This is a genomic window from Caproiciproducens sp. CPB-2 (assembly GCF_036287215.1).
Lineage (GTDB): Bacteria > Bacillota > Clostridia > Oscillospirales > Acutalibacteraceae > Caproiciproducens.
Genome location: NZ_CP142860.1, coordinates 391,050 through 416,188, shown reverse-complemented (window position 1 = coordinate 416,188; position 25,139 = coordinate 391,050). Strand labels below are relative to the sequence as shown.

Sequence of the window (25,139 nt, the reverse complement as noted above, 5' to 3'; positions counted from 1 at the left end):
GGAAAACGCGTGGATAATTTTGACGCGATCAAACGCATGAGCCGCGAGCAGATGGAGTCCTTCCTGGATAACGTGTATGTGACCGGCCTCAACAACGGTACTTACGCCGCGTCCCTTGAAAACGACACGGAGGAACAGCGGGCCATGCTGGACGACAATCCATACGACGGAAAATGGCTGGCGGAGGAATCCGAAGACGCCACGCGCCTTGTTTTCGCGGAAGACGGGGACAATTATCTTACGAACGCTCTCTGTGAAGCAATTTTCAGAGCCACGGGGATTGACCCGGAAAAGCAGCGGGATTAAAAAAGCCGTTTACATTATACAGCGCTCGAAAGGACGACCGATCGGCCGTCCTTTTCTTATGCCCATTTTTAGGAGGTGACGCCATTTGAGCATATTTTCAGGCCTGTTCCGTTCCCGTGACAAGCCGCAGAACAGTCTTCCCGGCCGCCTGAGCTTCCTGTTCGGCGGCACGGCCAGCGGCAAAGCGGTCAACGAGCGGACGGCCATGCAGACCACGGCGGTGTACGCCTGCGTGCGCATCCTGTCCGAGGCCGTCGCCGGGCTTCCCGTGCATATTTACCGTTACAGGGCGGACGGCGGAAAGGAACGCGTTCCCCTGCACCCGCTTTACCGCCTGCTTCATGACGAGCCGAACCCGGAAATGACCTCGTTCGTGTTCCGGGAAACGCTGATGAGCCACCTTCTCATTTGGGGAAACGCCTACGCGCAGGTCATCCGCAACGGGCGCGGGCAGGCAGTAGCGCTGTATCCGCTCCTGCCGAACAAAATGGACGTCGGCCGCGGCCGGTCTGGAGAGCTTCTCTATACCTATTACCGCGATGCGGACGAAAGCGGTTTCAGCCCAAAGGGCGGATATGTCACGCTTCGCCGGGACGAAATCCTGCACATTCCCGGGCTTGGGTTCGACGGCCTGATCGGCTACAGCCCCATCGCCATGGCGAAAAACGCCATCGGGATGTCGCTTGCCACCGAAGAGTACGGCGCCAGCTTTTTTGCCAACGGGGCGAACCCCGGCGGCGTGCTGGAGCATCCCGGTGTCATTAAAGACATCCAGAGGGTCAAGGACAGCTGGAACTCCGCCTATCAGGGCAGCGGCAATGCCCATCGTGTGGCCGTGCTGGAAGAGGGCATGAAGTTTCAAGCCATCGGCATTCCGCCGGAGGAAGCGCAGTTTCTGGAAACGCGCAAGTTTCAGGTCAACGAAATCGCCCGCATCTTCCGCGTGCCGCCCCACATGGTGGGAGACCTTGAGAAATCCAGCTTCTCCAACATCGAACAGCAGAGCCTGGAATTCGTGAAGTACACCCTCGACCCGTGGGTGATCCGCTGGGAACAGAGCCTTCAGCAGTCCCTGCTCCTTCCCTCCGAAAAAGCATCGCTGTTCATCCGGTTTAATCTGGACGGCCTTCTGCGCGGCGACTACCAGAGCCGCATGAACGGGTACGCCGTCGGGCGGCAGAACGGCTGGCTCTCCGCCAACGACATCCGCGAGCTGGAGGACATGAACCGCATTCCCGCCGAGGAAGGCGGCGATCTCTATCTGGTCAACGGAAACATGCTCCCGCTTTCTCAGGCGGGAAATTTTTATGAAGAGGAGGCTTCTGAGAATGCAGGTACAAACGCGGGCAGGTAGCCCTCAAAAAGATCAAAGCCGGGGGCGCGAATCGCCGCCGGCGGCTCGCCGCTTCTGGAACTGGGTGCGGGATGAGGATTCCCATGAGCGCACGCTCTATCTCAACGGCGTCATCTCGGACGAAACCTGGTGGGGCGACGAAGTCACCCCCAAGATGTTCAAGGACGAACTTTTTGCCGGCGACGGCAGCGTCACCGTGTGGATCAATTCCCCCGGCGGCGACGTGTTCGCGGCGGCGCAGATTTACAACATGCTGATGGACTACGCCGGGCGCGTCACCGTAAAGATTGACGGGCTGGCGGCGTCCGCGGCCTCGGTCATCGCCATGGCGGGAGGCGATGTATATATGTCCCCCGTGTCCATGCTGATGATCCATAACCCCTCGACCATCGCCGTCGGCGACAGCGAGGAGATGCTCCGGGCCAAGGCCCTTCTGGACGAGGTAAAGGAAAGCATCATCAACGCCTACGAGCTGAAATCCGGGCTGTCCCGGACAAAGCTCTCTCACCTGATGGACGCCGAAACCTGGATGAACGCCAACAAGGCGGTTGAACTGGGGTTCGCGGACAAAATCCTGTTTGCCGAAAGCGAACCGGCGCCCGCCGACGCCATGATCTTTTCCCGCACGGCGGTTACGGCGTCGCTGATCAGCAGACTTCCCAAAACGCCGAAACCCAAGACAGGAACCCCGATTGCGGCGTTGGAACAGCGTCTTTTTTTGATTACTCACTGATTTTAAGGAGGAAAACAGCATGAACAAGATTCTCGAACTGCGCGAAAAGCGCGCCAAAGCGTGGGACGCGGCCAAGGCGTTTCTGGATTCCAAGCGGAGCGGCGACGGCCTGCTTTCCGCCGAGGACACGGCGGTCTACGACAAGATGGAAGCCGACGTCATGGCGCTGGGAAAGGAAATCGAGCGTTTGGAACGCCAGTCGGCTATCGACGCGGAGCTTTCAAAGGCGACCAGCGCTCCCATTACCAACATCCCGGAAAAGACCGGCGGAGCGCCGAAAAACATCCGCGCCGCCGCCGAATACCGCGCCGACTTTCTGAACATCCTGCGCGGCAGAGCGCCCGTCAACAACGTTCTGAGCACGTCCCCCGACACGGACGGCGGCTATCTGGTTCCCGCGGAGTTTGAAAACCGGATTGTCGCGGGGCTGGAGGAAACCAACGTCGTCCGCTCGATCGCCAAGGTGATCACGACCTCGGCGGAGCGCAAGATTCCCGTTGCCGCCACCCATTCCACCGCCCAGTGGACGGCGGAAAACGCCGCCTACACTGAGAGCAATCCGACCTTTGCCCAGAAAACCATCGACGCCTTCAAGCTGACCGACCTTGTGAAGGTTTCCGTGGAGCTTCTGCAGGACAGCATGTTCGATCTGGAAAGCTACATTGCCCTCGAATTTGCACGCGCCTTCGGCGTTGCGGAAGAAGAAGCCTTCTGCGTCGGCACCGGAACCGGCCAGCCCACGGGCATCTTTGCCGAAAACGGCGGCACGGTGGGCGTAACCGCGGGTTCCGCCACGGCGATCACCGTCGATAACCTGGTCGACCTGATCTATGCGCTGAAATCCCCTTACCGCAGGAACGCAGTGTTCCTGATGAAGGATGTGACGGTCTCCGCCCTGCGCAAACTGAAGGATGTCAACGGCGCGTACCTCTGGCAGCCTTCCATTCAGGCGGGACAGCCGGACAGACTGCTGGGATACCCGATTTACACCAGCCCCTATGCCCCCGCCGCGGAAGCCGGCTCTCTCCCCATTGCCTTCGGGGACTTCTCCAACTACTGGATCGCCGACCGCATGGGCCGCACGGTGCAGAGGCTGAACGAGCTTTACGCCGGAAACGGGCAGGTGGGCTTCATCGCCGCCGAGCGCGTGGACGGCAAGGTCATCCTTGCGGAAGGCATCCAGCTGCTCAAAATGGCGGCGGGTTCGTAATATGATTTTCACGCTCGCGTGGAAGCGAAAGCTGTGAAGCTCGTAACGACGAAAGGAGGCGCGGCGGCATGACGCCCGCGGATTTACTGGCTCAAGTTAAGGAAAACCTGATCCTCACACACGATCAGGACGATGATTTGCTTCTGCGGTTGATTGCCGCCGCCATCTCCTACGCCGAAAGCTACCAGCACGTTTCGGCGGGATATTATGGCGAAAACGCCATGTCTCCCACCACCGAGCAGGCCGTGATTATGCTCGTTTCCAACTGGTACGAGTCCCGCGACGGCTCCACGGGCGGCTTTTTCGCCGATTCCGTGCAGGCGGGCCGGCAGGTGTGGGATACGGTCAATCTGCTGCTGCGGCTGGATCGGGATTGGAAGGTATAGCTATGAGTTTTGGAAAAATGAACAGCTTCATTGACATCATCTCCAACGCGCCGGTCAAGGATGCGGACGGCTTTGTTACGCAGGGCGACACGGTTCTCGCCTCGGTTCGCGCCTACAAAGAGGAGCGCAACGGCTCGGAGCGCTGGGCAAACAGGGCGGTCTTTTCCGAAGCGTCCGTGCTGTTCCGCTTCCGTAAAATCCCCGGCGTCGAGGTCAGTCCGTCTCTCTTCATCATCTGCGAGGAGAAGCGCTACCGCATCACCAGCGCGGAGGACGTGCGCGGGCGCGGAATGTATGTGGAATGCCTGTGCGAGCTGGTGGAAGGGAGCGTGAATTGATGGCAAAAGCAGAAATGAAAATGCCGGAGGACTTTCTCCTGAAGGTTTCCCGGCTGAATGAAAAGACAGATGAAATTCTGCCGAAGGTTCTCGAAGCCGGCGGGCAGGTCGTACTGGAGCGGGTAAAATCCAACCTCTCCGCCGTCGTCGGGAAAGGCACAAAAATTCCGAGCCGCTCCACCGGCGAACTGGAAAGCGCGCTGGGGCTTTCGCCCGCCAAACCCAAGCGGGACGGCTCGGGCTGGGATATCAAGGTCGGCTTTGCCGAGCCGCGCTCGGGCGGCGGCAGTAACGCGAAAATCGCCAATATTCTCGAATACGGCAAACACGGACAGCCGCCCAAGCCCTTTCTCAAGCCGGCGAAAACCCAGAGCCGCAAAACCTGCGTCGAAACGATGAAATCAAAGCTGGATGAGGAGGTACGGAAAATATGAGCGTGCTTTCAGAACTCAATACGCTTCTCACGCCCATTCTCCCGGTGGAGACGGGCGTTTTTTCCAGCGTGCCGCCCGACGAATATCTGGTGCTGACGCCGCTGACGGACGATTTCGCCCTGTTTGGCGACAACGCACCGCTGACGGATGTGTCCGAAGTGCGCATTTCGCTCTTTTCCAAGGGCAATTACCTGCAGCGCAAACGGCAGATTACGCAGGCGCTTTTGAACGCCGGCTTCACCGTCACCGGACGCACCTATATCGGGCATGAGGACGACACCGGCTATCACCACTACGCCATTGATGTGGCGCAGTCTTATGAAACGGAGGAATAATTTATGGCGACCATCGGGCTGGATAAGCTCTATTACGCAAAAATCACCGAAGCCGAGGATGGAGAGGAAACCTATGATACGCCCGTCATCCTCGCGAAGGCCATCTCGGCGGAATTGTCCGTAGAGCTTGCCGAAGCGACGCTTTACGCGGACGACGGCGCATCGGAGGTCGTGAAGGACTTCAAGTCCGGCAAGCTGACGCTGGGCGTGGACGATATTGGCATCACTGCCGCGCAGGATCTCACAGGCGCGGCGGCGGACGACAACGGCGTGCTCATTTCCGCCGGCGAAAACATCGCCCCGCCGGCGGCGATCGGCTTCCGCGCTCTGCGGGCAAATGGCAAGTACCGGTACTTCTGGCTCTACCGCGTTATTTTCGGCATCCCTGCGACTAACCTGCAGACAAAGGGCGACTCCATCACCTTTTCCACGCCGAGCATTGAGGGCACGGTCATGCGCCGCAGCAAGCCGGACACCAAGGGAACGCATCCGTGGAAGGCGGAGGTTTCCGAGGGTGCCGCGGGCGTTACGTCCGAAACCATCACCGGCTGGTTCGGGCAGGTGTACGAGCCGACCTACACCGAAGCACCGGCCGGTGAATAAGGAGGGCTGACGCATGGAAAACGAACGAACCGCCGTGATTACAATCGGCGGTAAGCAATATGAATTGATTCTCACCACCCGCGCCACCAAGGAAATCGCCCGGCGCTACGGCGGGCTGGAGAACCTCGGCGAAAAGCTGATGAAGTCCGAGAACTTCGAGATGGCGCTGGATGAGATTGTCTGGCTGCTTACCCTGCTGGCAAATCAGTCCATCCTGATCCACAACCTGAAAAACAAGGACGCACCGCAGGAACTGCTCACCGAGGAGGACGTGGAGCTGCTGACCTCGCCGCTGGATCTGGCGGCGTACAAGAACGCCATCACTGAGGCGATGTTCAAGGGTACGGCGCGGAATGTGGAAAGTGAGGAGGAAACCTCCTCAAAAAACGTGGAAGTCGGGTAAACACGGAAGAGCTGTTTACCCGGCTTTTGTATTACGGAACGGTGCAGATGGGCATGGGTGCAGAGGACTTCTGGCTGATGCCCATCGGACTGTTTCTGGATTTATGGACCTGTCACAAGCAGTTCCTCGGCATGGAAAAGCCAAAGCAAACCTTTTCCATTGACGATATCATCCCGCCGGGGATTTAAACGTCAGAAAATTGCCGGTATCGGCAAATATCCGGATTATGTCGTGCACACTTTATTGATTTTTTGCCGATAATATGCTATCATAGAGACAGAAATACAAAGGGGGCGCGGTATGAATTATCTGTCGGTGGCACAAACGGCGAAGAAATGGAAGATGTCCGAGCGGACGGTCCGCAATTACTGCGCCCAGAACAAAATTCCCGGTGCGTTTCTGACGGGCAAGACATGGAACATCCCCGAAAACGCAGAAAAACCGGGGCGTGTCAACAAGCATTCCGACGCGCCGAAAACGCTTTTGGATATTCTGCGGGCGGAGCAGGCGGCGAAAACCTCCGGCGGGATTTATCACAAGGTGCAGATCGAGCTGACCTACAACTCCAACCATATCGAGGGCAGCCGCCTGACCCATGACCAGACGCGCTACATTTTTGAGACCAACACCATCGGCCCGGCCGGCGAAGCGATGAACGTGGACGATATCGTCGAGACGGCAAATCATTTCAAGTGCATAGACCTGATCATCACACAGGCAAAATACGCGCTGACGGAAAAATTCATCAAGGAACTGCACCTCACGCTGAAAAACGGCACCAGCGATTCGCGGCTGGACTGGTTCGCCGTGGGCGATTACAAGCGGATGCCCAACGAGGTCGGCGGCAGGGAGACCACGCCGCCCGAACAGGTCAACTCGGCCATGAAGAAGCTGCTGACCGACTACAACGCGGGAAAGGAAAAGACCTTTGAGGAGCTTCTCGATTTTCATGTGCGATTTGAGAGCATTCATCCGTTTCAGGACGGCAACGGCCGTGTGGGGCGGCTGATTCTGTTCAAGGAGTGCCTGCGGAACAACATCGTGCCCTTTATCGTCGGCGACGACATGAAGATGTTTTACTATCGCGGGCTGCATGAGTGGGACCGGGAAAAGGGCTATCTGACCGACACCTGCCTTGCGGCGCAGGATCAGTTTAAGAAGTATCTGGATTATTTCAGAATCAAATATTAGGAGGAAAAGATGGCGCAGTTATCCCGTAATGAACCGAAAAGCTGCGAAAAAATGAGGCAGGCAGAGAGTGCTTCACGCGAGGAATATCTGAAAAAAGTGACAATCGGTGATTTAAAGCCGCTTCATTCCACCATCACGCTTGTGGAGTTTGACCCTCTCTGGCCAAAACTGTTTGATCGGGAAGCGGACAGAATCCGCTCTCTGATCGGCAGCCGCGTCCTGCGGCTGGAGCACGTCGGTTCAACCTCGGTGCCGGGGCTGTGCGCCAAGCCGATTATCGACATTCTTTTGACGGTGGCAGATTCGTCTGATGAGGCATCCTATGCCCCTGCACTGGAAGCGGCTGGGTATGTGCTCCGTATACGGGAACCCGACTGGTTTGAACACCGTGTGTTCAAAGGCCCCGATACGGATATCAATCTTCATGTATTCAGTGAGGGAACATCCGAAGCGGAGCGCATGCTTCGTTTTCGGGACTGGCTTCGCACGAATGAAGCCGACCGCGAGAAATATGCGCAAGTCAAGCGTGAACTGGCCCGGCAGGTGTGGGATAACGTGCAAAACTATGCCGATGCGAAAACCGCCGTGGTCAGCGAAATTATGGAACGGGCCGCGGCTGAGAAATAATCAGCACGTTAAAATATCTTTTCAGGAGCAACCTTCGGGCTGCTCCTTTTTCATGTCCTTTGTGAGGAGGTGAGCGGCAGATGGCGGATAATTTCGGCCTGAAAATCGGTGTGGAGGGCGAAAAGGAATTCAAAAAGGCGCTCTCGGACATCAATCAGTCCTTCAAAGTGCTCGGCTCTGAAATGACGCTGGTCACCAGCCAGTTTAACAAGCAGGACAAATCCGTGCAGGCGGCCGCCGCCCGGAACGAAGTCCTCAATAAGCAGATCGACGCCCAGAAGGCGAAAATCGAAACCCTGCGCGCCGCCTTGAAAAATGCCTCCGATTCCTTCGGCGAAAACGACCGCCGCACCCAGAACTGGCAGATTCAGCTCAACAAAGCACAGGCGGAGCTTAACGGCATGGAGCGCGAGCTTTCGCAGTCCACCGAGGGCGCGGACAATTTGGGAAATGAACTGAAGGAAAGCGGCGACGAAGCGGAAAAGTCCGGTTCCAAGTTTGAAAAGCTGGACGGCGTTTTAAAGGGTGTCGGTGTGGCGATGGGCGCGGTCGTAGTCGCCGCCGGTGCCGCTGCCGTCAAGCTCGGCAAGGAAGTGGTCGCCGCTTATGCCGATTACGAGCAGCTGGTGGGCGGCGTGGACACGCTGTTCAAGGATTCCAGCGCGGCCGTCCAGAGCTATGCCGCCAACGCCTTCCAAACTGCGGGCATGTCCGCCAACGAGTACATGGAGACGGTCACGAGCTTTTCGGCCAGTCTTATCCAGTCCCTCGGCGGCGACACCGCCAAAGCAGCCAAGGCCGCGGATACGGCGATTACCGATATGTCCGACAACGCCAACAAAATGGGCACGGACATTTCCGCCATCCAGGACGCCTATCAGGGCTTTGCCAAACAGAACTACACCATGCTCGACAACCTGAAGCTCGGCTACGGCGGCACGAAAACCGAGATGGAGCGGCTTCTTTCCGACGCCGAAAAGCTGTCCGGGCAGAAATACGACATCAGCAATCTGAATGATGTGTACGCGGCCATCCACGTCATTCAGACGGAAATGGGCATCACGGGCACCACCGCCAAGGAAGCGACGGAGACCATCAGCGGCTCCATCGCCGGGATGCAGTCTGCCGTCGGCAACCTGACGGCGGGGCTGGGCGACGCGGACGCGGATATTCAGCTGCTGATCGGCAACGTGGTGGAAGCGTTTCAGAATGTGGTCAAAAACATCACGCCGGTGATTGAGAACATCGTCGCCGCCCTGCCCGCCGCTCTGGACGGAATTCTGCAGGCGGTGGGAGAACTGCTCCCCACGCTGCTGTCCACGGTGGTCAGCCTGTTCACGCAGGTGCTCGACACGCTTCTGACGCTTCTGCCACAGTTAATTCCGGCGGCGGTGGACGCGGTCATGACCATTGTTTCCGCTCTCATCGACAGCCTGCCGCTCCTCATCGACGCGGCGGTGCAGCTGGTGACGGCGCTGGTGGAGGGCATCGGAAATGCGCTCCCACAACTGATTCCCGTGGCGGTAAACGCCGTGACCACCATTGTGCAGGGACTGATTGACAACCTGCCGATGCTGCTCGAAGCGGCGCTGCAGCTCATTCTCGGTCTGACGCAGGGACTGCTCGACGCCATCCCGCAGCTGGTGGCGGCATTGCCCGCCATTATTACCGCGCTGGTGAATTTCCTCATTGGCTCGATTCCGCAGATCGTCGAAGCCGGCATTCAGCTTCTGACCTCGCTGGTGGCCGCTTTGCCGCAGATCATCGAAGCGGTGACGGCGGCAATTCCCCAGATTGTGGACGGCCTTGTAAACGCGCTGATCATTTCCATTCCCCTCATTGTGGAAGCGGGCGTGAAACTGCTCATCGCGCTGATCCAGAATCTGCCGCTCATCATCACGACCGTTGTGTCCGCTATCCCGCAGATTGTCGCCGCGCTGTCAAACGCCTTCGCCGGCAACACCGGGAAAATCATCACGGCCGGCGTCAGGCTGCTGGTGTCGCTGATTGCCAATCTGCCCTCCATTATTGTGGAAGTCGTCAAGGCGGTGCCGCAGATTGTGGCGGGCCTTGTCCGGGCGTTCACCGGGTACATCGGGCAGATGGCGCAGGTGGGCGGAAATCTCATCAAGGGCTTGTGGCAGGGCATTTCGGACGCCGGCGCGTGGCTGTGGAACAAAATCAGCGGCTTTTTCGGCGGCATCGTGGACCGCATCAAGGACTTCTTCGGCATTCATTCGCCCTCGGCGTTGTTCGCCGGTCTTGGCCGAAACATGGGCGAAGGCATCGGCGTGGGGTTCGAGGACGCGATGGCTTCCGTCTCTCGTGAAATGCGGAACGCCATCCCCACCAGCTTTTCCGTAAACGCCGGCGCGTCCGGACGGAGCATCTCCGCGGGCACAAGCATCACGCAGAACATCTCGGTGGTCAGCCCTAAGGCATTGTCCGAAAAGGAGCTTGCCCGGGAATTCAAGAACCTCTCGCGCAAGCTGGCACTGGAGTACTAAAGGAGGGACGGCATGGAACTGACCTATACCAACGAATCGGGAGAGAAACTGACGCTGCGGCAGGCAAAGCCGTTCTTCCTGACGAAGCTCGACGGCGCGGGGAGCGTCCGCCAGACCGTCAATACCTTTCAAGCGCCCCAGCAGGACGGCGCTTTTTTCATTTCCTCCGCTCTGGATATGCGCAACATCACGCTGGAAGGAACGATTGTGGCGTCCTCGCCCGATGCGGCGTATGAACGAAGAAAGCAGTTTCTGCGGATTTTCACGCCCAAACAGCAGGGCACGCTGACCTACCGGAACCGGCAGATTGCCTGCGTGGTGGAGGAAGCCGGGTTCACTGCCTCGTGCAGGGAGCGCGCGCCGGGCTTTTTTGTCAGCCTGCTGTGCCCCTCGCCCTTCTTTGAGGCGCTTTCGGAAGTCCGCGCGGAGCTGGCCCGCTGGACGCCGCTCTTTCATTTTGTGCTGGAAATTCCCGACGGCGGCATCGAATTCGGCTCCCGCCAGCCCAGCCAGATTATCACGGTGGAAAATCCCGGGGATGTGTCCTGTGGCTGCCGGATCGTGTTCCGCGCGCTGGGTGAAGTAACAAATCCCGAATTGATGGACGTCGCCACCGGCGAATATGTCCGCCTGAACACCGTCATGACCGCCGGCGAGGAAATCCGCGTTTACACCCATTTCGCGGGAAAGCGGGTGGTGCATGTACAAAGCGGCGAAGAAGTCAGCGTGTTCAGCCTGCTGGACACCGGCTCGACCTTCCTGCAGCTTCCGCCGGGGAAAACCACCCTCCGCTATGATGCGGCGGCGGGCAAAGAACTGCTGGAGGTCAGCCTGTACTACCGCCCGCAGTATTTAGGGGTGTGATTTTATGGAACTGTATGTTTTTGACGCAGACCGCCGCCCTGCCGGCGTGGTGGAGTCTTTTGAATATCTGCGCTGGACAAGACGGTATTCCCAATGCGGGAGCTTTGCGCTCAAGGCAGTCGCCACGGCGGAAAACCTCGCTCTGCTGACACTGGGGAACATCCTTTGGAAAAGCGGCGGCGAGGAAGTCGGCGTGATTGAGTATGCGGAAATCTCGCAGGACGAAAAAGAGATTATCACCGTCAGCGGGCGGTTCGCCGTTTCCTACCTTGCCCGGCGCATCGTATGGGACACGGAAATTCTAAACGGCACGCTTGCCGACTGCGTGAGGCAGCTGGTGAACAACCACCTCATCAGCCCGGGCAATACCGACCGGCGGATGGACTTCATCGCCTACGACGGCGGCGGGCTTTCGGACCCGGTCAGCACGCAGATTTCCTACAAAAATCTCATGGACGCGGCGACGGGCCTGTGCGAAGCGGCGGATGCGGGCATCAAGGCGGTGTTCAGTCCAGAATCCCGCATGTTTACGATTCAGCTGTACAAGGGTGCAGCATCGCAGGCGGTGTTCTCGTGGGAGTATGAGAACCTCACTTCCCAGACGTTCACCAAAAGCGCCTCGGACTATGCCAACGTGGCGCTGATCGGCGGCGAGGGCGAAGGTGTGGAGCGCATCTTTGCCGTGTACGGGGAGAGCGAAGGCGCCGAACGCCGGGAGGTGTTTGTGGACGCCAAAGCTCTGCGCTCCGAGGATTTCGGGGACGAATACACCGCCGCCCTGCTCTTTCAGGGGCAGAGCAGGCTGAGCGAGCTTGCGATGGCGCAGTCCTTCGACGCTTCGGTCAACCCTCACGGCAATCTGACCTACGGCACGGATTTCGACCTCGGGCAGACCGTGAAGGTGATTTCAAAGAAATGGGGCGTGACGCTTACCACCCGCATTACGGAGATTGAGGAAAGCTATGACGCCGCCGGGCAGAGTCTGGACATCACGTTTGGCAAGGGCGTGCTCACGCTGGCACAGAAACTGAAATTGGAAGGGTGATACGATGGAAAAAAGCGGATTTTTCAACAGCACAAGCGGCGACCGGATGTACGACGCCGCCGACTTCGCGGGATATTTTGCAAAGCTGGTGTCAAACGGCATCTTCTACACAAACGCCGACAATCTGCGCGTGACGCCGGGTGACGGGCTGTCGGTGAACGTCCTCGCCGGCAGTGCGTGGATTAATGGTTATGCCTATGAAAATACAGGGGAACTGAACCTGACGCTTGCGGCGGCGGACGGTGTAAATCCCCGCGTCGACCGAATCGTTGTCCGCTGGGACGCGGTGGAGCGCAAGATTTCCGCGGCGGTGCTGACGGGAACGGCAGTGGCTTCTCCCACCGCACCGGACATCACCCGAAGCGACAACATCTACGAGTTGGTGCTGGCGGATATTGCCGTTGCGGCGGGCGCGGTCAGCCTTGCCGACGGGGACATTACCGACCGGCGGCTGGACACATCCTTGTGCGGCACGGTCAATTCGCTGATTACGGCGGTGTATGAATGAAGGCGGGTGATTTACAGTGGCGGATATCAACGGCGTAACCCTGAACGCAGGCAGCGGCCCCACGGTTCACTACACCATCACCTATACGAAAAGCCGGCCGAACAACAGCCAGATGATCTACCATTTTACGATTGCGGCGGCGCTGGACTCCTCCGGTTCCTACATTCACAGCGGCTATGCCCTGCTCTGCACGATTACCGTCAACGGCTCGTCCGGGCAGGTGCGCATCAAGGCCCCTGACAACGACAACTGGGACGGCACCGCGCCCCGCTACCGTTCTGTGACGGTGACCTGCACCTCGACAAGCGGAAACGCGGTGCAGGGCGTGCGCTTCCGTGTGGTGTCGGACGGGCGGCTTACCTTGAATTCCGGCGTGATCGACAATTCCGGCTATACCGTAACCAGTTCCGCACTGTTAACCACCGCCTGCGGCGCACCGTCCGCCTGTTCCGTTTTCCCGACGGTGGCGGAAGGCAGTGCCGCGCTCTCGTGGAGCGGCGCATCGGGAGGAACGAACAACGCCGTCACGGGCTTCGAAATCCAGTACAGCGATTCTTCCAACAACGCTGACTGGGGAAACTGGACGGCGCTGAGCACGGTTTCTTCCTCTTCCGGATCTGGAACTTTATCCGTTGCTCCGCCCGCCGCGCGGGGCAGTTACCGCCGGTTCCGGGTGCGCACGCAGGGCTCCGCCGGCTCCGGCTATTATTCGGGCTGGAAGGTGTCCTCGAATTCCGTAAGGAAGAATACCCCGCCCCAGCCCGCGGCGAGCTTGGCCGCTTCGCCTTCCGTTTACAGCACAGGTTCCGTGATGATTTCATGGAGCGGCGCGTCGGGCGGCACCAGCCCCATCAAGGGCTACATGCTGGCAAGCAAAACCTCGACCGACGGTTCGACCTGGACTTCATGGAACGTGCTGGAAAACTTTGATCTCTCCGCGTCCTCCGGGACCCGCACGGCAGCGGCTTCCACGACGCCCGGCACCTACACGAAATACGGCCTGTGGACCATCGACACGCTGGATGTCTATTCCGCCGAGCAGGTGTCAAACGCCATCCTGTGTGTGGCGGCCGCCTGCGACGAACCGGCGATTGCGGCACCGAAAAACGGCGCTTCCACCTACAACCCGAATCCCCGCGTACTGCTGACTACCGGCGCACAGCCGGACGAACAGGTGGCGCAGGTGAAAATCGGCACGGGCAGCTGGCAGGACGGTGTGAACAATCCGTCTCTGTTCTCTCCCAGCGGCGCGGTCGGCGGCAGTGCGGCGGTGATGTTCAAGGCTGAAACGCAGACGGCGGGAGCAAAAACGCTTACGGTGCGATGTGTCAATCCCGACTTTGAAGCGCCCAGCGCCGAGATTTCCCGTTCGTTTACGGTGCTGGCGTCTCCGTTTGAGGAAATCACGGCCAATGAGACCAAGTTGAAAGCAAGCCATATCACGGCGCTCCGCACCGCCGCCAACACCGTCCGCGTGTATTACGGCCTTGCGCCGGTTTCATGGAGCGAGGAGATCACGGCGGGCAGAACGGAAGTGAAAAACTGGCCGCTTCACATTCTGGAAATCCGCACCGCCGTGGAGCCGGTGATTGCGGTCATCAATCAATACAGCACCGGCTCCGGCTTTGCCGTACCGGAACCGGACTGGGATGAGCTCGGCACCGGCAGGCCCCGTGCGGCGGTGATGAAACAGCTTTCCGAACTGATTCTGTCGCTGTAACAAATTCAAGCGTTTCCGCTTTGTGCGGGAGCGCTTTTTTCATACATACCAAACAATGAAACGGAGGTTTTATGATGAAGGAAATCTGGGTCTGGATTCAGGCCGCGTTGGCCGCAGTCGGCGGCGCGCTCGGCTGGTTCCTCGGCGGGTGGGACGGCTTTCTCTACGCGCTGGTGGCGTTTGTCGTCCTCGACTATCTGACGGGCGTGCTTTGCGCGGTTGCCGACAAACAGCTCTCCAGCGAAATCGGCTTCAGGGGCATCTCCCGTAAGGTGCTGATCTTTGCGCTGGTGGGCGTGGGAAATATCATCGACAGCCAGGTGCTGGGCGACGGCGGCGCGGTGCGCACGGCGGTCATCTTTTTCTATCTGTCCAACGAGGGTGTGTCCATTCTGGAAAACGCGGGGCATCTGGGACTTCCCATCCCCGAAAAACTGAAGGCGGTTCTGGAACAGCTCCACGACCGCGGCAACGAGGAGGACAAATAATATGAACCTGCACAAACTGCTTCTGACCAACAACGCCTGCTACAAGGCGGGCAGAACCATCACGCCCCGGGGCATTATGGTGCATTCCACCGGGGCGGACAACCCCAATCTCAAGCGCTATGTAGGCCCGGACGACGGCCTGCTCGGCAAGAACCAGTACAACAACCACTGGAACACCGACAAACCGGGCGGACGGCAGGTCTGCGTTCATGCTTTTATTGGTAAGCTGGCGAACGGGATGATTGCAACGTACCAGACGCTGCCGTGGAACATGCGCGGCTGGCACTGCGGGAGCGGCTCCCAAGGCTCCGGCAACGACACGCACATCAGTTTCGAGATTTGCGAGGACAATCTCTCCGATGCCGCGTATTTCAATGCGGTTTACAAGGAGGCAGCCGAGCTGTGCGCTTACCTTTGCAAACAGTACGGCATCCGCCCGGAGCGGCCGTACCTCATCTGCCACAGCGAGGGGCATGAGTTGGGCATCGCCAGCAACCACGGCGATGTGATGCACTGGTTCCCCAAGCACGGGAAGTCTATGGACACTTTCCGCGCAGAGGTCAAGCGTCTGCTGGAAAACGGCGGCTCGGGAACATCTTCTTCATCCACAGCCAAATCGGTGGACGAGCCAGCGCGGGAGGTCATCCGCGGGGACTGGGGCAACGGCGCGGATCGAAAAAATCGCCTGACCGCCGCCGGGTATGACTATGCCGCCGTGCAGGCAAGAGTCAACGAGATTCTTGCTGGCAAGAGCGCTTCAACCACGGCAACCTATGAGATCTACACCGTGGTCAAGGGAGATACCCTCTGGGGCATCGCCGCCAAGAAGCTCGGCAGCGGCACGAGGTACAAGGAAATTAAGACGCTGAACGGGCTGAGCTCGGATACCATCTGTGCCGGGCAGAAGCTGAAATTGCCGAAATAAGTGTAAAACCCACTGAGGATTCGTTCCTCGGTGGGTTTATTTTTTTGCCTGTTTTCGTCAAAGCGGCGCCTTCACCTCCAGTGGGTAGTGAAGAAAGCTGCTTTGGAGGTAATGTCATGGACAGACTGCAGACAGACGGAACAGTTCCAACTACGCCGCGCATGACGCAGGAGGCGCTTCAGCGGGAAGCGGACTACGCGCGGGCGCAGAAAATACTCGAATCCATGCGCGGCCGAGAGCTGATTTCATTGTCCGAATTCGACCAAATCACCGCCTTAAACCGCGAATCTTTCTCTCCCGCGCTGGCGGAGATTATGCCCTGAATCCGTTGCTATCACAGTCCGTCGGAGGTAACATGACACACTGACCGAGGGGGTGAAAATGTGAAGAAGGTCACGAAAATAGATTCCCGTGCTGTCATCCCGATTGGGGAAAATGAAAAGCCGAAACTGCGTGTCGCGGCCTACTGCCGGGTTTCCACCGACAGCGACGAGCAGAAGGAAAGCCTGGAAACGCAGATTCGGCATTATGAATCCTACATCAAGGCCAATCCCGCGTGGGAATTTGCCGGCGTGTATTCCGACGAAGGCATCACGGGTACGAAAAAAGAAAAGCGTCCGGAACTGCTCCGGATGATTGCCGACTGCGAGGACGGGCGGATTGATTATATCGTCACCAAGTCCATCAGCCGGTTTACGAGAAACACTGCCGACTGTCTGGAACTGGTGCGCAAGCTGCAGAAGCGCGGCATTTTTATCTGTTTTGAGAAGGAAAATTTGGATACCGGCACCATGGAAAGCGAATTCATGCTGTCCATCCTGAGCGGACTTGCCGCGGAGGAATCGGCTTCCATCTCTCAGAACAACAAATGGTCGATTCAGAGCCGGTTCCAAAACGGCACGTATAAAATCACCTGCCCGCCCTATGGATACGATTCCGTTGACGGAATGCTCGTCATTAACGAACGGCAGGCAAAAGTCGTTCGCTTTATCTTTTCGGAAATGCTGACCGGAAAGGGAACGCCCCAAATAGCCAAAGAATTAAACCGCCGCGGACGAAAGGGAAAGACGGGCGGTCAGTGGACAGCGACGACCATTCGCGGAATGGTGATCAACGAAAAGTATACCGGCGACGCTGTTTTTCAGAAAACCTATACCGACTCGAATTTCAACCACCGCCGCAACGACGGAGAAAAAGAGAAATATCTGCTTCGGGGCCATCACGAACCGATTGTCAGCCGCGAGGACTTTGAAGCCGTACAGGCCGTTATCGCCCAGCACCGCAGGGAAAAAGGCATAAAACCGAAGCAGACAAAGTATCTGAACCGATACCCGTTTTCGGGGAAAATTGTGTGCGGACACTGCGGCGGCACGTTCAAGCGCCGTACCCACGCGTACGGGCGGCATAAAATCGCGTGGTGCTGCGGTACGCACATTGCGGATATCGCCAAATGCCCGGTGAAATACATCCCCCAGTCCGCTCTTGAATGTGCCTTTGTCACGATGATGAACAAGCTCATCTTTGCCAATCAGGCCGTTCTCAAGCCCCTGCTGTTCAGTCTGCGCGGGGTAAACGCCGGCGACGGCATGGCGCGCATCGGACAGCTCGAAAAAAGTCTGGAGGAAAACCGGCGTCAGCAGGAAATGCTGGTCAGTCTGCTGAGCAAGGGGTATCTGGAACCTGCCGTCTACAAGAAAAGCAACAACGAACTGCTTCGGGAAGCCGAGCGGATTCAGCATCAAAAAGATTCCATTTCCCGTCTTTTGAACTGTGACAGTCAATATCTGACGGATGTCAGCGAGCTTCTGCAGTACTGCACCAAGGCAAAAATGCTGCGGGAGTTTGACGGAAAACTGTTCTCCCGTTTTGTGGAGCGGATTCACGTGTATGAGCGCGAAAGAATCGGCTTCGAAATGAAATGCGGCGTAACGCTGAAAGAAAGGCTGGTGATTTGAATGAGCCACATCCCCTACGGCTACCGGGTTGAAAACGGGCGTGCCGTGATTGACGAAGACGCCGCCGGGCGGGTGCGAACGCTGTTTGACGCCTATCTGTCCGGTGATTCCATGAATATCGCCGCCGGCAAAGCGGGGATTAAAAGTTTCCACGCCGGAATCGGCAGGATGCTTACAAACACCTGCTACCTGGGCGACGGATTTTATCCCGCCATTATCGACGAGGAGACTTTTGAGGCCGCAGAAGCGGAGCGCGCGAGTCGGGCGGAAAAGCTGGGCCGTATTCAGAAACCAAAAGAACCGAAAAAGGCGGTCTTTCCAACGTCTTTTCGTATGCGCGAAGGGACGGAGAAGTTTGACGACCCGTTCGAGCAGGCGGAATACGCCTACAGTCTGATAAAAACGGAGGTGAGAACAGATGGAGGTCAGTAAAAACATCACGGTCATCCCGGCGAGGAAACACAGGCGTACCGAACCGGGCGAGGAAAAGCCGAAGCTGCGGGTCGCCGCCTACTGCCGGGTTTCCACTGACACGGAGGAGCAGGCCACCAGCTATGAAACGCAGATTGACCATTACACCGCCTACATTAACGGTCATCCGGACTGGACGCTGGCGGGTGTTTTCGCGGACGACGGAATCAGCGGAACCAATACCAAGAAGCGCGACGAGTTCAACCGCATGATCGACGAGTGCATGGCGGGCAAAATCGACATGATTGTCACCAAATCCATCAGCCGGTTTGCCCGCAACACGCTGGACTGCCTGAAATACATCCGTCAGCTGAAAGAGAAAAATATTCCCGTTTATTTTGAAAAAGAAAACATTAACACCATGGATTCCAAGGGTGAAGTGCTCTTAACGATTATGGCGTCACTTGCCCAGCAGGAAAGTCAAAGCCTTTCTCAGAACGTGAAACTGGGCCTGCAGTACCGCTACCAGCAGGGACAAATCCAAGTCAACTGCACCCGCTTCCTCGGCTATACCAAGGACGAAAACAAGCATCTGGTGGTCGTTCCGGAGGAGGCAAAAATCGTTCGGCGCATCTACCGGGAATACCTTGAGGGCGCCAGTATGCTCAAAATTGCCCGCGGTCTGGAAGCGGACGGCATTTTAAACGGCGCGGGCAATGCGCACTGGCACACCAGCAACATCAGCCAGATTCTGCGAAACGAAAAATACATCGGGGACGCCCTTCTGCAGAAAACCTACACCACCGATTTCCTCACAAAAACGCGCGTCAAAAACCAAGGAATCGTCCCGCAATATTACGTGGAAAACAGCCACGAAGCCATTATCCCGCATGAGATTTTCATGCAGGTGCAGGAGGAGCTGGTGCGCCGTCGGCTGGTTCATAAAAGCCCGAACGGGAAAAACCGGGTGTTCAGCAGCTGTCACTGCCTGTCTAACATCGTTTACTGCGGCGGCTGCGGGGAGTTTTACCGCCGGATTCACTGGTACAACCGAGGCAAAAAGTCCATCGTTTGGCGGTGCATCAGCCGGCTGGAGAACACCGGCCTGTACTGCGACGCCCGCACCGTGCCGGAGAGCCGGCTTGAGCAGGTGCTGGTCAAAGCCATCAACCGAACGCTCTGCGACAAGGACGATTTTCTCAACGTTTTGCAGAAAAACATTGAAACCGTTCTCAGCCACGGGAACGACCGGGCGCTCGCCGACATTGAAAAACGCTTGAAGGAACTGCAGGCGGAGCTTTTGAAACTGGCCGTGTCCAATTCGGATTACGAGAAAGTCGGCAATGAGATTTACCGTCTGCGGGACGAGAAGCAGAAGGCCCTGATGGAAAGTGCCAACCGCGATGAGGCTAAGAAGCGTATTGCCGACATGAGTGCTTTCCTGCGGGAACAACCCGCCGCCCTGACCCAATACGACGAACCGCTTGTCCGGAGGCTGATTGAAAAGGTCACCGTCTACGAGGACAAATTCACTGTGGAATTCAAGTCTGGCGTGATGGTGGATGTGGAGGAATAGGATGGGAAAATGGGCGAACGTTTCCTCTTGCGGTTCGCTGAAAAACCTGCTTTTCGCTTGTTGCCTTTGAGTTCAGAGACTTTCCGCAAACTGTTTGCCATACTCTCTGCAGGTAGCGAGCTCCGCTTCATCCGGAATCCACAAAGCCCGGTGCCCCTCGTTCACAATTTGAAAACCGGCTTTATTCAGTTCCTCCGTAAGCTGTTTTACGACTTCTCCGCTCCAGCCGTAGCTTCCGAATGCTGCGGCACGCTTATTTTTAAATTTGAGCCCTTTGATCATCTCCATCATGCCGCCAATTGAAAACAGGTACCCGTTGTTGATGGTCGGAGAACCGACCAGAATGGCCCTGGACCGGAACACCTCGGAGATGATATCGTTCTTGTCTTCTTTCGCGGAATTCATCAATTTAACGGCGATGGAAGGATCGGCGTCGCGAATGCCTGCCGCGATGGCCTCTGCCATTTTGCGGGTGGAATTCCACATGGTATCGTAAACCAGCGTAACCTGATTCTCCTGATAATCATCCGCCCATTTCAGGTACTGCTCGATGATCTGGGCGTAGTGGGACCGCCAGATCACACCATGGCTGGGGCAGACAAGATTCAGCGGCAACTTCAGGTCGAGAACCTCGTGGATTTTCCTGGTCACGAATTTGCTGAACGGGGTCAGAATGTTGGCGTAATACTTCAGGGCCTCGGTAAAAAGCTCCGCCTGATCGACTGTATCGTCATACAGGGACTCGGTTGCATAGTGCTGGCCGAAGGCATCGTTGCTGAACAGAATGTTCTCGCCTGTCAGATAGGTGAACATGGTGTCCGGCCAGTGGAGCATCGGCGCCTCCACGAAAATCAGCTTGCTGTCACCAAGATCCAGCGTATCCCCGGTCTTGACGGTGACAAAGTTCCATTCCGGGCGATGATAATGCCCCTGAATGATCTTTTGGCCGTTCGCTGTGCAGTAGATGGGGGTGTCCGGAATCTCCCGCATCAGCTCCGGAAGGGATCCGCTGTGGTCGATTTCATTATGGTTCATAACGATATAGTCGATGCTTTTCAAGTCGACGTCCTGCTTCAGGCGGGCAACAAACTCCTTATCAAAAGGCTGCCACACCGTATCGATCAGGGCGGTCTTTTTGTCGCGCACCAGATAGGAATTATATGAGGAGCCCTTGTGCGTGGAATATTCGTCCCCGTGGAACCGGGTGAGCTCCCAGTCGACCTTGCCAACCCAGCTTACCTTATCCGTCAATTTTTTTGCCATCTTTTTTACCTCCGTCATTTTTATACGATAGGACTTATACCTGCAATCGCCTATGCGAATGCACAGACACGCGCGATTATTCGATGTCATTTAACGTGTCGGGCTGCAAAATGCGAATTCGTTTACCATTGCGCTCCAAAAGGCCTTCTTCCTCGAATTTCCCTATTTTTCGGGACAATGTCTCAGGGGCCGTCCCTAAAAATGCGGCCAGCTCCTTCATGGGCAGTGGAAGTGTCACTTCGTTTGATTCGGCTACCTTCATCAAATCCAGCAGATATCCGGCCAGACGGGACGCCACGGATTCGGTTGCCGTACTGGTAATAAGGCGGTCCGCCGCAACCAGGCGCCGGTTGTATTCCTCCAGCAGCTTGATACTGATCGACGGATACTGCGCCAGCAGATTCATGAAATCTTCCCGACCGATCGTACAGACTTCCAGCGCCGACAGCGCTTCGCCGAAGCCGGCCGGATTTTCGGATCCGAACAGGCTTTCCGCCCCAAAGAAATCACCAGACTCCAACACGCGCAGAAGCTGCTCTTTCCCCGATCCGGAAAGCTGATAGACCTTGACACGGCCGCGGGAAATAATGATAAGTCCGCTCTGCCGGTCGGGAGAAAACACCGTTTCCCCCCGGCGGAAGTTCCGGTGCCGCGTTATACCGCTGATTTTTACCAGGCTCTCATGATCCAGATGGTTAAAAATAGGCACCAGTTCCGCACACACATGGTTTGGCACGATCCTCCCCCCTCCTAACAATATAGAATCAAGCAGCCGACCAGCAGAACGGCGTCCGTTGGCTGCTTATTTCATTACTTTACTTCCGTTCGGATACCGGCGTCAATCTGTGAAAGCAGCTGGTATTCCTTTTGGAACCCCTCACAGGCGTCGGAAGGGGCGGTATATCCGCCAGTTACCTCACGTAGCTGATCCAGAATCCTGTTCAGTTCGCTGCGATCGGTTCCTTCGGACAGCCTCGCATGGAGATTGCCGACAAGCCAACCGACCTTTTCAAGCTCGGGATGAGCGCCGCCATGTACACGCCGTACCACCGGCAAGACTGCGTCCAGCTCTTTGAAAGCAGCAAGGACAGATTTCGGGCAGTTTTCCAAAGCACCTCTTTTGACAGACATGATTTTCCCTCCTTTTTTCTTTATGACAGTTTCAGCACATCATAACCAAGATCGCGTACCACCGCGGCAAGCGCTTCCGGTTCCGTCTTTTCTTCATCGTACTGAACCTTTGCCTTACTGGAGTTGAACAGAACCGTGACCGATTCCACACCGGATGCATTTTTCAATGCGGTTTCAATCTTCTGGGCACAGGTGGGGCAAACAAGCTGTTCTAATTGCATCGTCACTTTTTTCATTATGATTCCCTTCTTTCTGTTAGATTGTGATTTTATTTTATCACCATTCCAAGTAATTTCCTTGACCTATGTCAAGTTTTCCAGTTCTATTTTATTTTTTCGTGCGGGACGCAGCAGGCGCATTGCGTTGAGGATCACCACAAGAACGCTGGCTTCATGGACGAACATGCCGCTGGCCATATGGATATAGCCTGCAAAAAGTCCCGCGAGCAGCAGAAACACCGTACTGACCGCGATAACAATATTCTGGCGTGTCAATCCAACGGTGCGTTTTGCAAGTCGTAAAGCAATCGGAATACTTTCCAGATTTGACCGGATCAGAACCACGTCAGAGGTTTCCACGGCCACATCGGTGCCACCGCCCATGGCGATGCCAGTATCCGCGGCGGCCAACGCGGGACTGTCGTTCACGCCGTCGCCCACAAAAGCCACAACATGCCCTTCCCGCTGCATAGCCTTTACCGCGGCCAGCTTATCCTGGGGCAAAAGCTCTGCCCGCGCTTCACTGAGCCCGATTTTCGTCGCTACCGCCTCGGCGGTTTTACGATTGTCTCCAGTGAGCATCACCGTACGCTTGACGCCGAGTTTGTACAAATCAGAGATCATTTGCGCAGCGCCCGGTTTTACCGCGTCGGAAATCGCGAACAGCAGAAGAATTTTCCCGCCTACAGCCAGCAAAACAGTGGTAGCGCCGCGGTTCTGCGCTTCCGCCAGATCGTGACGCTGACTTTCCGTCAAGGGAATCCCGTTTGCCTCCATCATACGGGCGCTGCCTGCCAGAACCGATCTGCCATTGATCTCGGCGCGCAGTCCAAGGCCCTTTTCCGCTTCGCTGTGTATCGTCTCCGAAGATTCCGCTCCCCGATCCTTCGCGTAGTTTACAATGGCAGCAGCCAGCGGATGATCGCTGGCACTTTCCACGGCCGCCGCAAGCTCCAGCGCCTTCGGGATATTGTCCGTATATGGATACAGCGCTGTCACACTGGGATGTCCCACCGTCAGTGTCCCGGTCTTATCGAAGACCATCGTGTCCGTTTTGGCGAACGTGTGAACGCTGTCGCCGCCTTTAAGCAGCGTCCCGTTCCGGGCGCCGCGCCCAATCCCCGCCACGTTGGCCACCGGGGCGCCAATCACCAGCGCGCCTGGGCAAGCCAGCACCAGAACCGTAATCGCGGTGTCAAGGTTCCGGGTAATCAGCCACGCGGTGACAGCCAGAACGACTACCACAGGCGTGTACCATTTTGCAAATCGGTCGATAAACCGTTCCGCAGGAGATTTCGCATCCTGTGCTTCCTCCACCAGCGCGATAATCTTGGCGAACGTGGTGTCCTCTCCGACCTTGGTTGCCCGCATCTCCAGCGTCCCGCTATCCAAAATAGTGCCTGCAAAAATCTGATCGCCGGGGCCTTTGTGTGCAGGGGTTGATTCCCCGTTAATGCTGGCCTCATCAAGATAGCCTTCTCCCGATTCAACCATACCGTCTACCGCGACCTTGCCTCCCGTCTTTACCAGCAGCCGATTGCCTTCTTCCACTTCATCTGCGGAAATCTCCACAGCGCCGGAAGAATCAAGCCGCCAAGCTGTGGCCGGAGCCATTTCGGTAAGCGTTCGGATGGCGCTTTTCGTCTTGTTCAGGGTTCGCTGCTCAAGATAGGTACCGAACTGGAACAGGAACGTCACGATTGCCGCCTCGCTGTATTCCCCAATGTACAATGCGCCGATTACCGCTATGCTCAGTAGAAGCTCAATGCCTACCGTTTTCATCCGGAACCCCGTCAGCGCTTTGAACAAGATTGGCAGCCCCGCCAGAACCGTAGCGACAAGATACGCTGCAATGATGAGAGCTTTCCAACCGGTAAGCCTTTCAGCAGTATATCCTATTACGGTCAGCGCCCCAGCGGCAAAGGTAAGCGGCGCGGCGTACCGTTTCGTCAGGCCGAGAAGCTTTCTCTCAAATTTTTTCATCTTAATCACCTCAATCCTTTCTTTGACCCTATTATGGTCTAAGGGGGCCGAAAGGAAATTGATGTAGGTCAAGAATCTGAAATTCTCTTAATTTTTTCAAACCATGATAAACCAATATACAAGTATGCCGCGAACTCGAATATGTTTTCGCGGCGTTTCCCAACTACCAACTGAGAAAGCAAACGCTCCGTCTGCCGGGCTTTCGGGTTCATTCGGACAAAGCTTTCGATCCCAGATATTCCTTCAGGACAATCGCATGATTGATTTTCGGGTCTTTTGCCCCATACAACAGGGTAACCGTATTTTCCCTGCTTTGAAGAATGATCTGCCGGGCGGCCGCCTGCGCTCCGGCATCCGCATCCAGTTCCTTTCGATAAAGCATGCCGAATTCCTCCAAACGATCCGCTTTATGCCCAAACCACATCCGAAGTTCGCGGCTGGGGGCGAGTTCTTTTACCCAGCCATCCAGATGCGCTTTTTCTTTGGATATGCCTCGCGGCCACAGACGATCCACCAGCAAGCGTATCCCGTCACTTGTTTGAAAAGGATCATAAACCCGTTTTATTTGCAGCGCCATATCAAAGGTCTCCTCTCTCTGTTTTCTGCTGAAAATCCGCTATACTAA

Annotated in this window: 30 protein-coding genes; 24 read left to right on the top strand and 6 right to left on the bottom strand. The window is 56.8% G+C overall.

All coding sequences use genetic code 11. The annotated features are described in order from the left end of the window. Positions 1-9 precede the first annotated feature (9 nt). The 24 genes from VXK30_RS02010 (at position 10) to VXK30_RS01895 (ending at position 19,919) form a co-directional block, all read left to right on the top strand. Positions 10-306, top strand: coding sequence for a hypothetical protein (locus tag VXK30_RS02010; RefSeq protein ID WP_275717377.1), 297 nt, complete (start codon positions 10-12; stop codon positions 304-306). An 85-nt stretch (positions 307-391) separates the two neighbouring features. Then, a complete protein-coding gene (locus tag VXK30_RS02005; RefSeq protein ID WP_275717379.1) occupies positions 392-1,660 on the top strand; it encodes a phage portal protein in 1,269 nt (422 codons plus the stop codon). Then, complete coding sequence (locus VXK30_RS02000) at positions 1,635-2,393, top strand: head maturation protease, ClpP-related (RefSeq protein WP_275717381.1); 759 nt, start codon at positions 1,635-1,637, stop codon at positions 2,391-2,393. Before VXK30_RS02005 ends, VXK30_RS02000 begins: the two co-directional genes overlap by 26 nt. Before the next feature lie 19 nt (positions 2,394-2,412). Further along, positions 2,413-3,603 (top strand): phage major capsid protein, encoded by a 1,191-nt coding sequence (locus tag VXK30_RS01995; RefSeq protein WP_275717383.1) that lies wholly within the window; start codon positions 2,413-2,415, stop codon positions 3,601-3,603. A gap of 68 nt (positions 3,604-3,671) precedes the next feature. Further along, the gene (locus tag VXK30_RS01990; RefSeq protein ID WP_275717385.1) at positions 3,672-3,989 is read left to right on the top strand and encodes a head-tail connector protein; all 318 of its coding nucleotides are present in this window, start codon (positions 3,672-3,674) and stop codon (positions 3,987-3,989) included. Between the two features lie 2 nt (positions 3,990-3,991). Further along, positions 3,992-4,327, top strand: coding sequence for a head-tail adaptor protein (locus VXK30_RS01985; RefSeq protein ID WP_275717387.1), 336 nt, complete (start codon positions 3,992-3,994; stop codon positions 4,325-4,327). Continuing rightward, positions 4,327-4,761, top strand: coding sequence for an HK97-gp10 family putative phage morphogenesis protein (locus VXK30_RS01980; RefSeq protein WP_275717389.1), 435 nt, complete (start codon positions 4,327-4,329; stop codon positions 4,759-4,761). The genes VXK30_RS01985 and VXK30_RS01980 overlap by 1 nt, the downstream gene beginning before the upstream one ends. Beyond that, positions 4,758-5,096, top strand: a complete 339-nt coding sequence (locus VXK30_RS01975) for a hypothetical protein (protein ID WP_275717391.1) — start codon at positions 4,758-4,760, stop codon at positions 5,094-5,096. Before VXK30_RS01980 ends, VXK30_RS01975 begins: the two co-directional genes overlap by 4 nt. A 3-nt stretch (positions 5,097-5,099) precedes the next feature. Continuing rightward, positions 5,100-5,699: a major tail protein gene (locus tag VXK30_RS01970; RefSeq protein WP_275717393.1), complete on the top strand. Its 600-nt coding sequence runs from the start codon at positions 5,100-5,102 to the stop codon at positions 5,697-5,699. 13 nt (positions 5,700-5,712) lie between these two features. Further along, the gene (locus VXK30_RS01965; RefSeq protein WP_275717395.1) at positions 5,713-6,102 is read left to right on the top strand and encodes a hypothetical protein; all 390 of its coding nucleotides are present in this window, start codon (positions 5,713-5,715) and stop codon (positions 6,100-6,102) included. A gap of 26 nt (positions 6,103-6,128) precedes the next feature. Further along, complete coding sequence (locus tag VXK30_RS01960; RefSeq protein ID WP_275717397.1) at positions 6,129-6,290, top strand: hypothetical protein; 162 nt, start codon at positions 6,129-6,131, stop codon at positions 6,288-6,290. Positions 6,291-6,402: 112 nt separating this feature from the next. After that, entirely contained in the window at positions 6,403-7,293 is an 891-nt protein-coding gene (locus VXK30_RS01955; RefSeq protein ID WP_275717399.1) for a Fic family protein, read from the top strand. Positions 7,294-7,302: 9 nt separating this feature from the next. Further along, the gene (locus VXK30_RS01950; protein ID WP_275717401.1) at positions 7,303-7,920 is read left to right on the top strand and encodes a GrpB family protein; all 618 of its coding nucleotides are present in this window, start codon (positions 7,303-7,305) and stop codon (positions 7,918-7,920) included. Positions 7,921-8,000: 80 nt separating this feature from the next. Beyond that, positions 8,001-10,427 carry a phage tail protein gene (locus VXK30_RS01945; RefSeq protein ID WP_275717403.1) on the top strand — a complete coding sequence of 809 codons (2,427 nt, stop codon included), beginning with the start codon at positions 8,001-8,003 and terminating at the stop codon, positions 10,425-10,427. A 12-nt stretch (positions 10,428-10,439) separates the two neighbouring features. Continuing rightward, complete coding sequence (locus VXK30_RS01940; protein WP_275717405.1) at positions 10,440-11,291, top strand: phage tail family protein; 852 nt, start codon at positions 10,440-10,442, stop codon at positions 11,289-11,291. 4 nt (positions 11,292-11,295) lie between these two features. Further along, positions 11,296-12,336 carry a siphovirus ReqiPepy6 Gp37-like family protein gene (locus VXK30_RS01935; protein WP_275717407.1) on the top strand — a complete coding sequence of 347 codons (1,041 nt, stop codon included), beginning with the start codon at positions 11,296-11,298 and terminating at the stop codon, positions 12,334-12,336. Positions 12,337-12,340: 4 nt separating this feature from the next. Beyond that, a complete protein-coding gene (locus VXK30_RS01930) occupies positions 12,341-12,844 on the top strand; it encodes a hypothetical protein (protein ID WP_275717409.1) in 504 nt (167 codons plus the stop codon). A gap of 16 nt (positions 12,845-12,860) precedes the next feature. Further along, positions 12,861-14,564 carry a hypothetical protein gene (locus VXK30_RS01925; RefSeq protein WP_275717411.1) on the top strand — a complete coding sequence of 568 codons (1,704 nt, stop codon included), beginning with the start codon at positions 12,861-12,863 and terminating at the stop codon, positions 14,562-14,564. A gap of 74 nt (positions 14,565-14,638) precedes the next feature. Further along, the gene (locus VXK30_RS01920; protein ID WP_275717413.1) at positions 14,639-15,052 is read left to right on the top strand and encodes a phage holin family protein; all 414 of its coding nucleotides are present in this window, start codon (positions 14,639-14,641) and stop codon (positions 15,050-15,052) included. Between the two features lies 1 nt (position 15,053). Continuing rightward, complete coding sequence (locus VXK30_RS01915) at positions 15,054-15,977, top strand: N-acetylmuramoyl-L-alanine amidase (protein WP_275717415.1); 924 nt, start codon at positions 15,054-15,056, stop codon at positions 15,975-15,977. A gap of 116 nt (positions 15,978-16,093) precedes the next feature. Beyond that, positions 16,094-16,300: an SHOCT domain-containing protein gene (locus VXK30_RS01910; protein ID WP_275717417.1), complete on the top strand. Its 207-nt coding sequence runs from the start codon at positions 16,094-16,096 to the stop codon at positions 16,298-16,300. A gap of 60 nt (positions 16,301-16,360) precedes the next feature. Next, positions 16,361-17,932, top strand: a complete 1,572-nt coding sequence (locus VXK30_RS01905; RefSeq protein ID WP_275717419.1) for a recombinase family protein — start codon at positions 16,361-16,363, stop codon at positions 17,930-17,932. Beyond that, positions 17,933-18,364 carry a recombinase gene (locus tag VXK30_RS01900; RefSeq protein WP_275717421.1) on the top strand — a complete coding sequence of 144 codons (432 nt, stop codon included), beginning with the start codon at positions 17,933-17,935 and terminating at the stop codon, positions 18,362-18,364. After that, on the top strand, positions 18,351-19,919 hold the full coding sequence (locus tag VXK30_RS01895; protein ID WP_275717423.1) for a recombinase family protein: 1,569 nt from the start codon (positions 18,351-18,353) through the stop codon (positions 19,917-19,919). The genes VXK30_RS01900 and VXK30_RS01895 overlap by 14 nt, the downstream gene beginning before the upstream one ends. Before the next feature lie 72 nt (positions 19,920-19,991). On the opposite strand, the gene VXK30_RS01890 is transcribed toward VXK30_RS01895, so the two are convergent. The 6 genes from VXK30_RS01890 to VXK30_RS01865 form a co-directional block, all read right to left on the bottom strand. Next, on the bottom strand, positions 19,992-21,182 hold the full coding sequence (locus VXK30_RS01890; protein ID WP_275717425.1) for an anaerobic nitric oxide reductase flavorubredoxin: 1,191 nt from the start codon (positions 21,180-21,182) through the stop codon (positions 19,992-19,994). A 76-nt stretch (positions 21,183-21,258) separates the two neighbouring features. Beyond that, positions 21,259-21,918, bottom strand: a complete 660-nt coding sequence (locus VXK30_RS01885; RefSeq protein ID WP_205703177.1) for a Crp/Fnr family transcriptional regulator — start codon at positions 21,916-21,918, stop codon at positions 21,259-21,261. 74 nt (positions 21,919-21,992) lie between these two features. Then, positions 21,993-22,313 carry an iron-sulfur cluster repair di-iron protein, ric gene (locus VXK30_RS01880; RefSeq protein ID WP_128743915.1) on the bottom strand — a complete coding sequence of 107 codons (321 nt, stop codon included), beginning with the start codon at positions 22,311-22,313 and terminating at the stop codon, positions 21,993-21,995. A gap of 20 nt (positions 22,314-22,333) precedes the next feature. After that, positions 22,334-22,549 carry a heavy-metal-associated domain-containing protein gene (locus tag VXK30_RS01875; protein WP_128743914.1) on the bottom strand — a complete coding sequence of 72 codons (216 nt, stop codon included), beginning with the start codon at positions 22,547-22,549 and terminating at the stop codon, positions 22,334-22,336. Positions 22,550-22,615: 66 nt separating this feature from the next. Next, on the bottom strand, positions 22,616-24,514 hold the full coding sequence (locus VXK30_RS01870; RefSeq protein ID WP_275717430.1) for a heavy metal translocating P-type ATPase: 1,899 nt from the start codon (positions 24,512-24,514) through the stop codon (positions 22,616-22,618). Positions 24,515-24,722: 208 nt separating this feature from the next. Next, positions 24,723-25,091 (bottom strand): DUF488 domain-containing protein, encoded by a 369-nt coding sequence (locus VXK30_RS01865; protein WP_128743912.1) that lies wholly within the window; start codon positions 25,089-25,091, stop codon positions 24,723-24,725. Between the last annotated feature and the right edge of the window lie 48 nt (positions 25,092-25,139).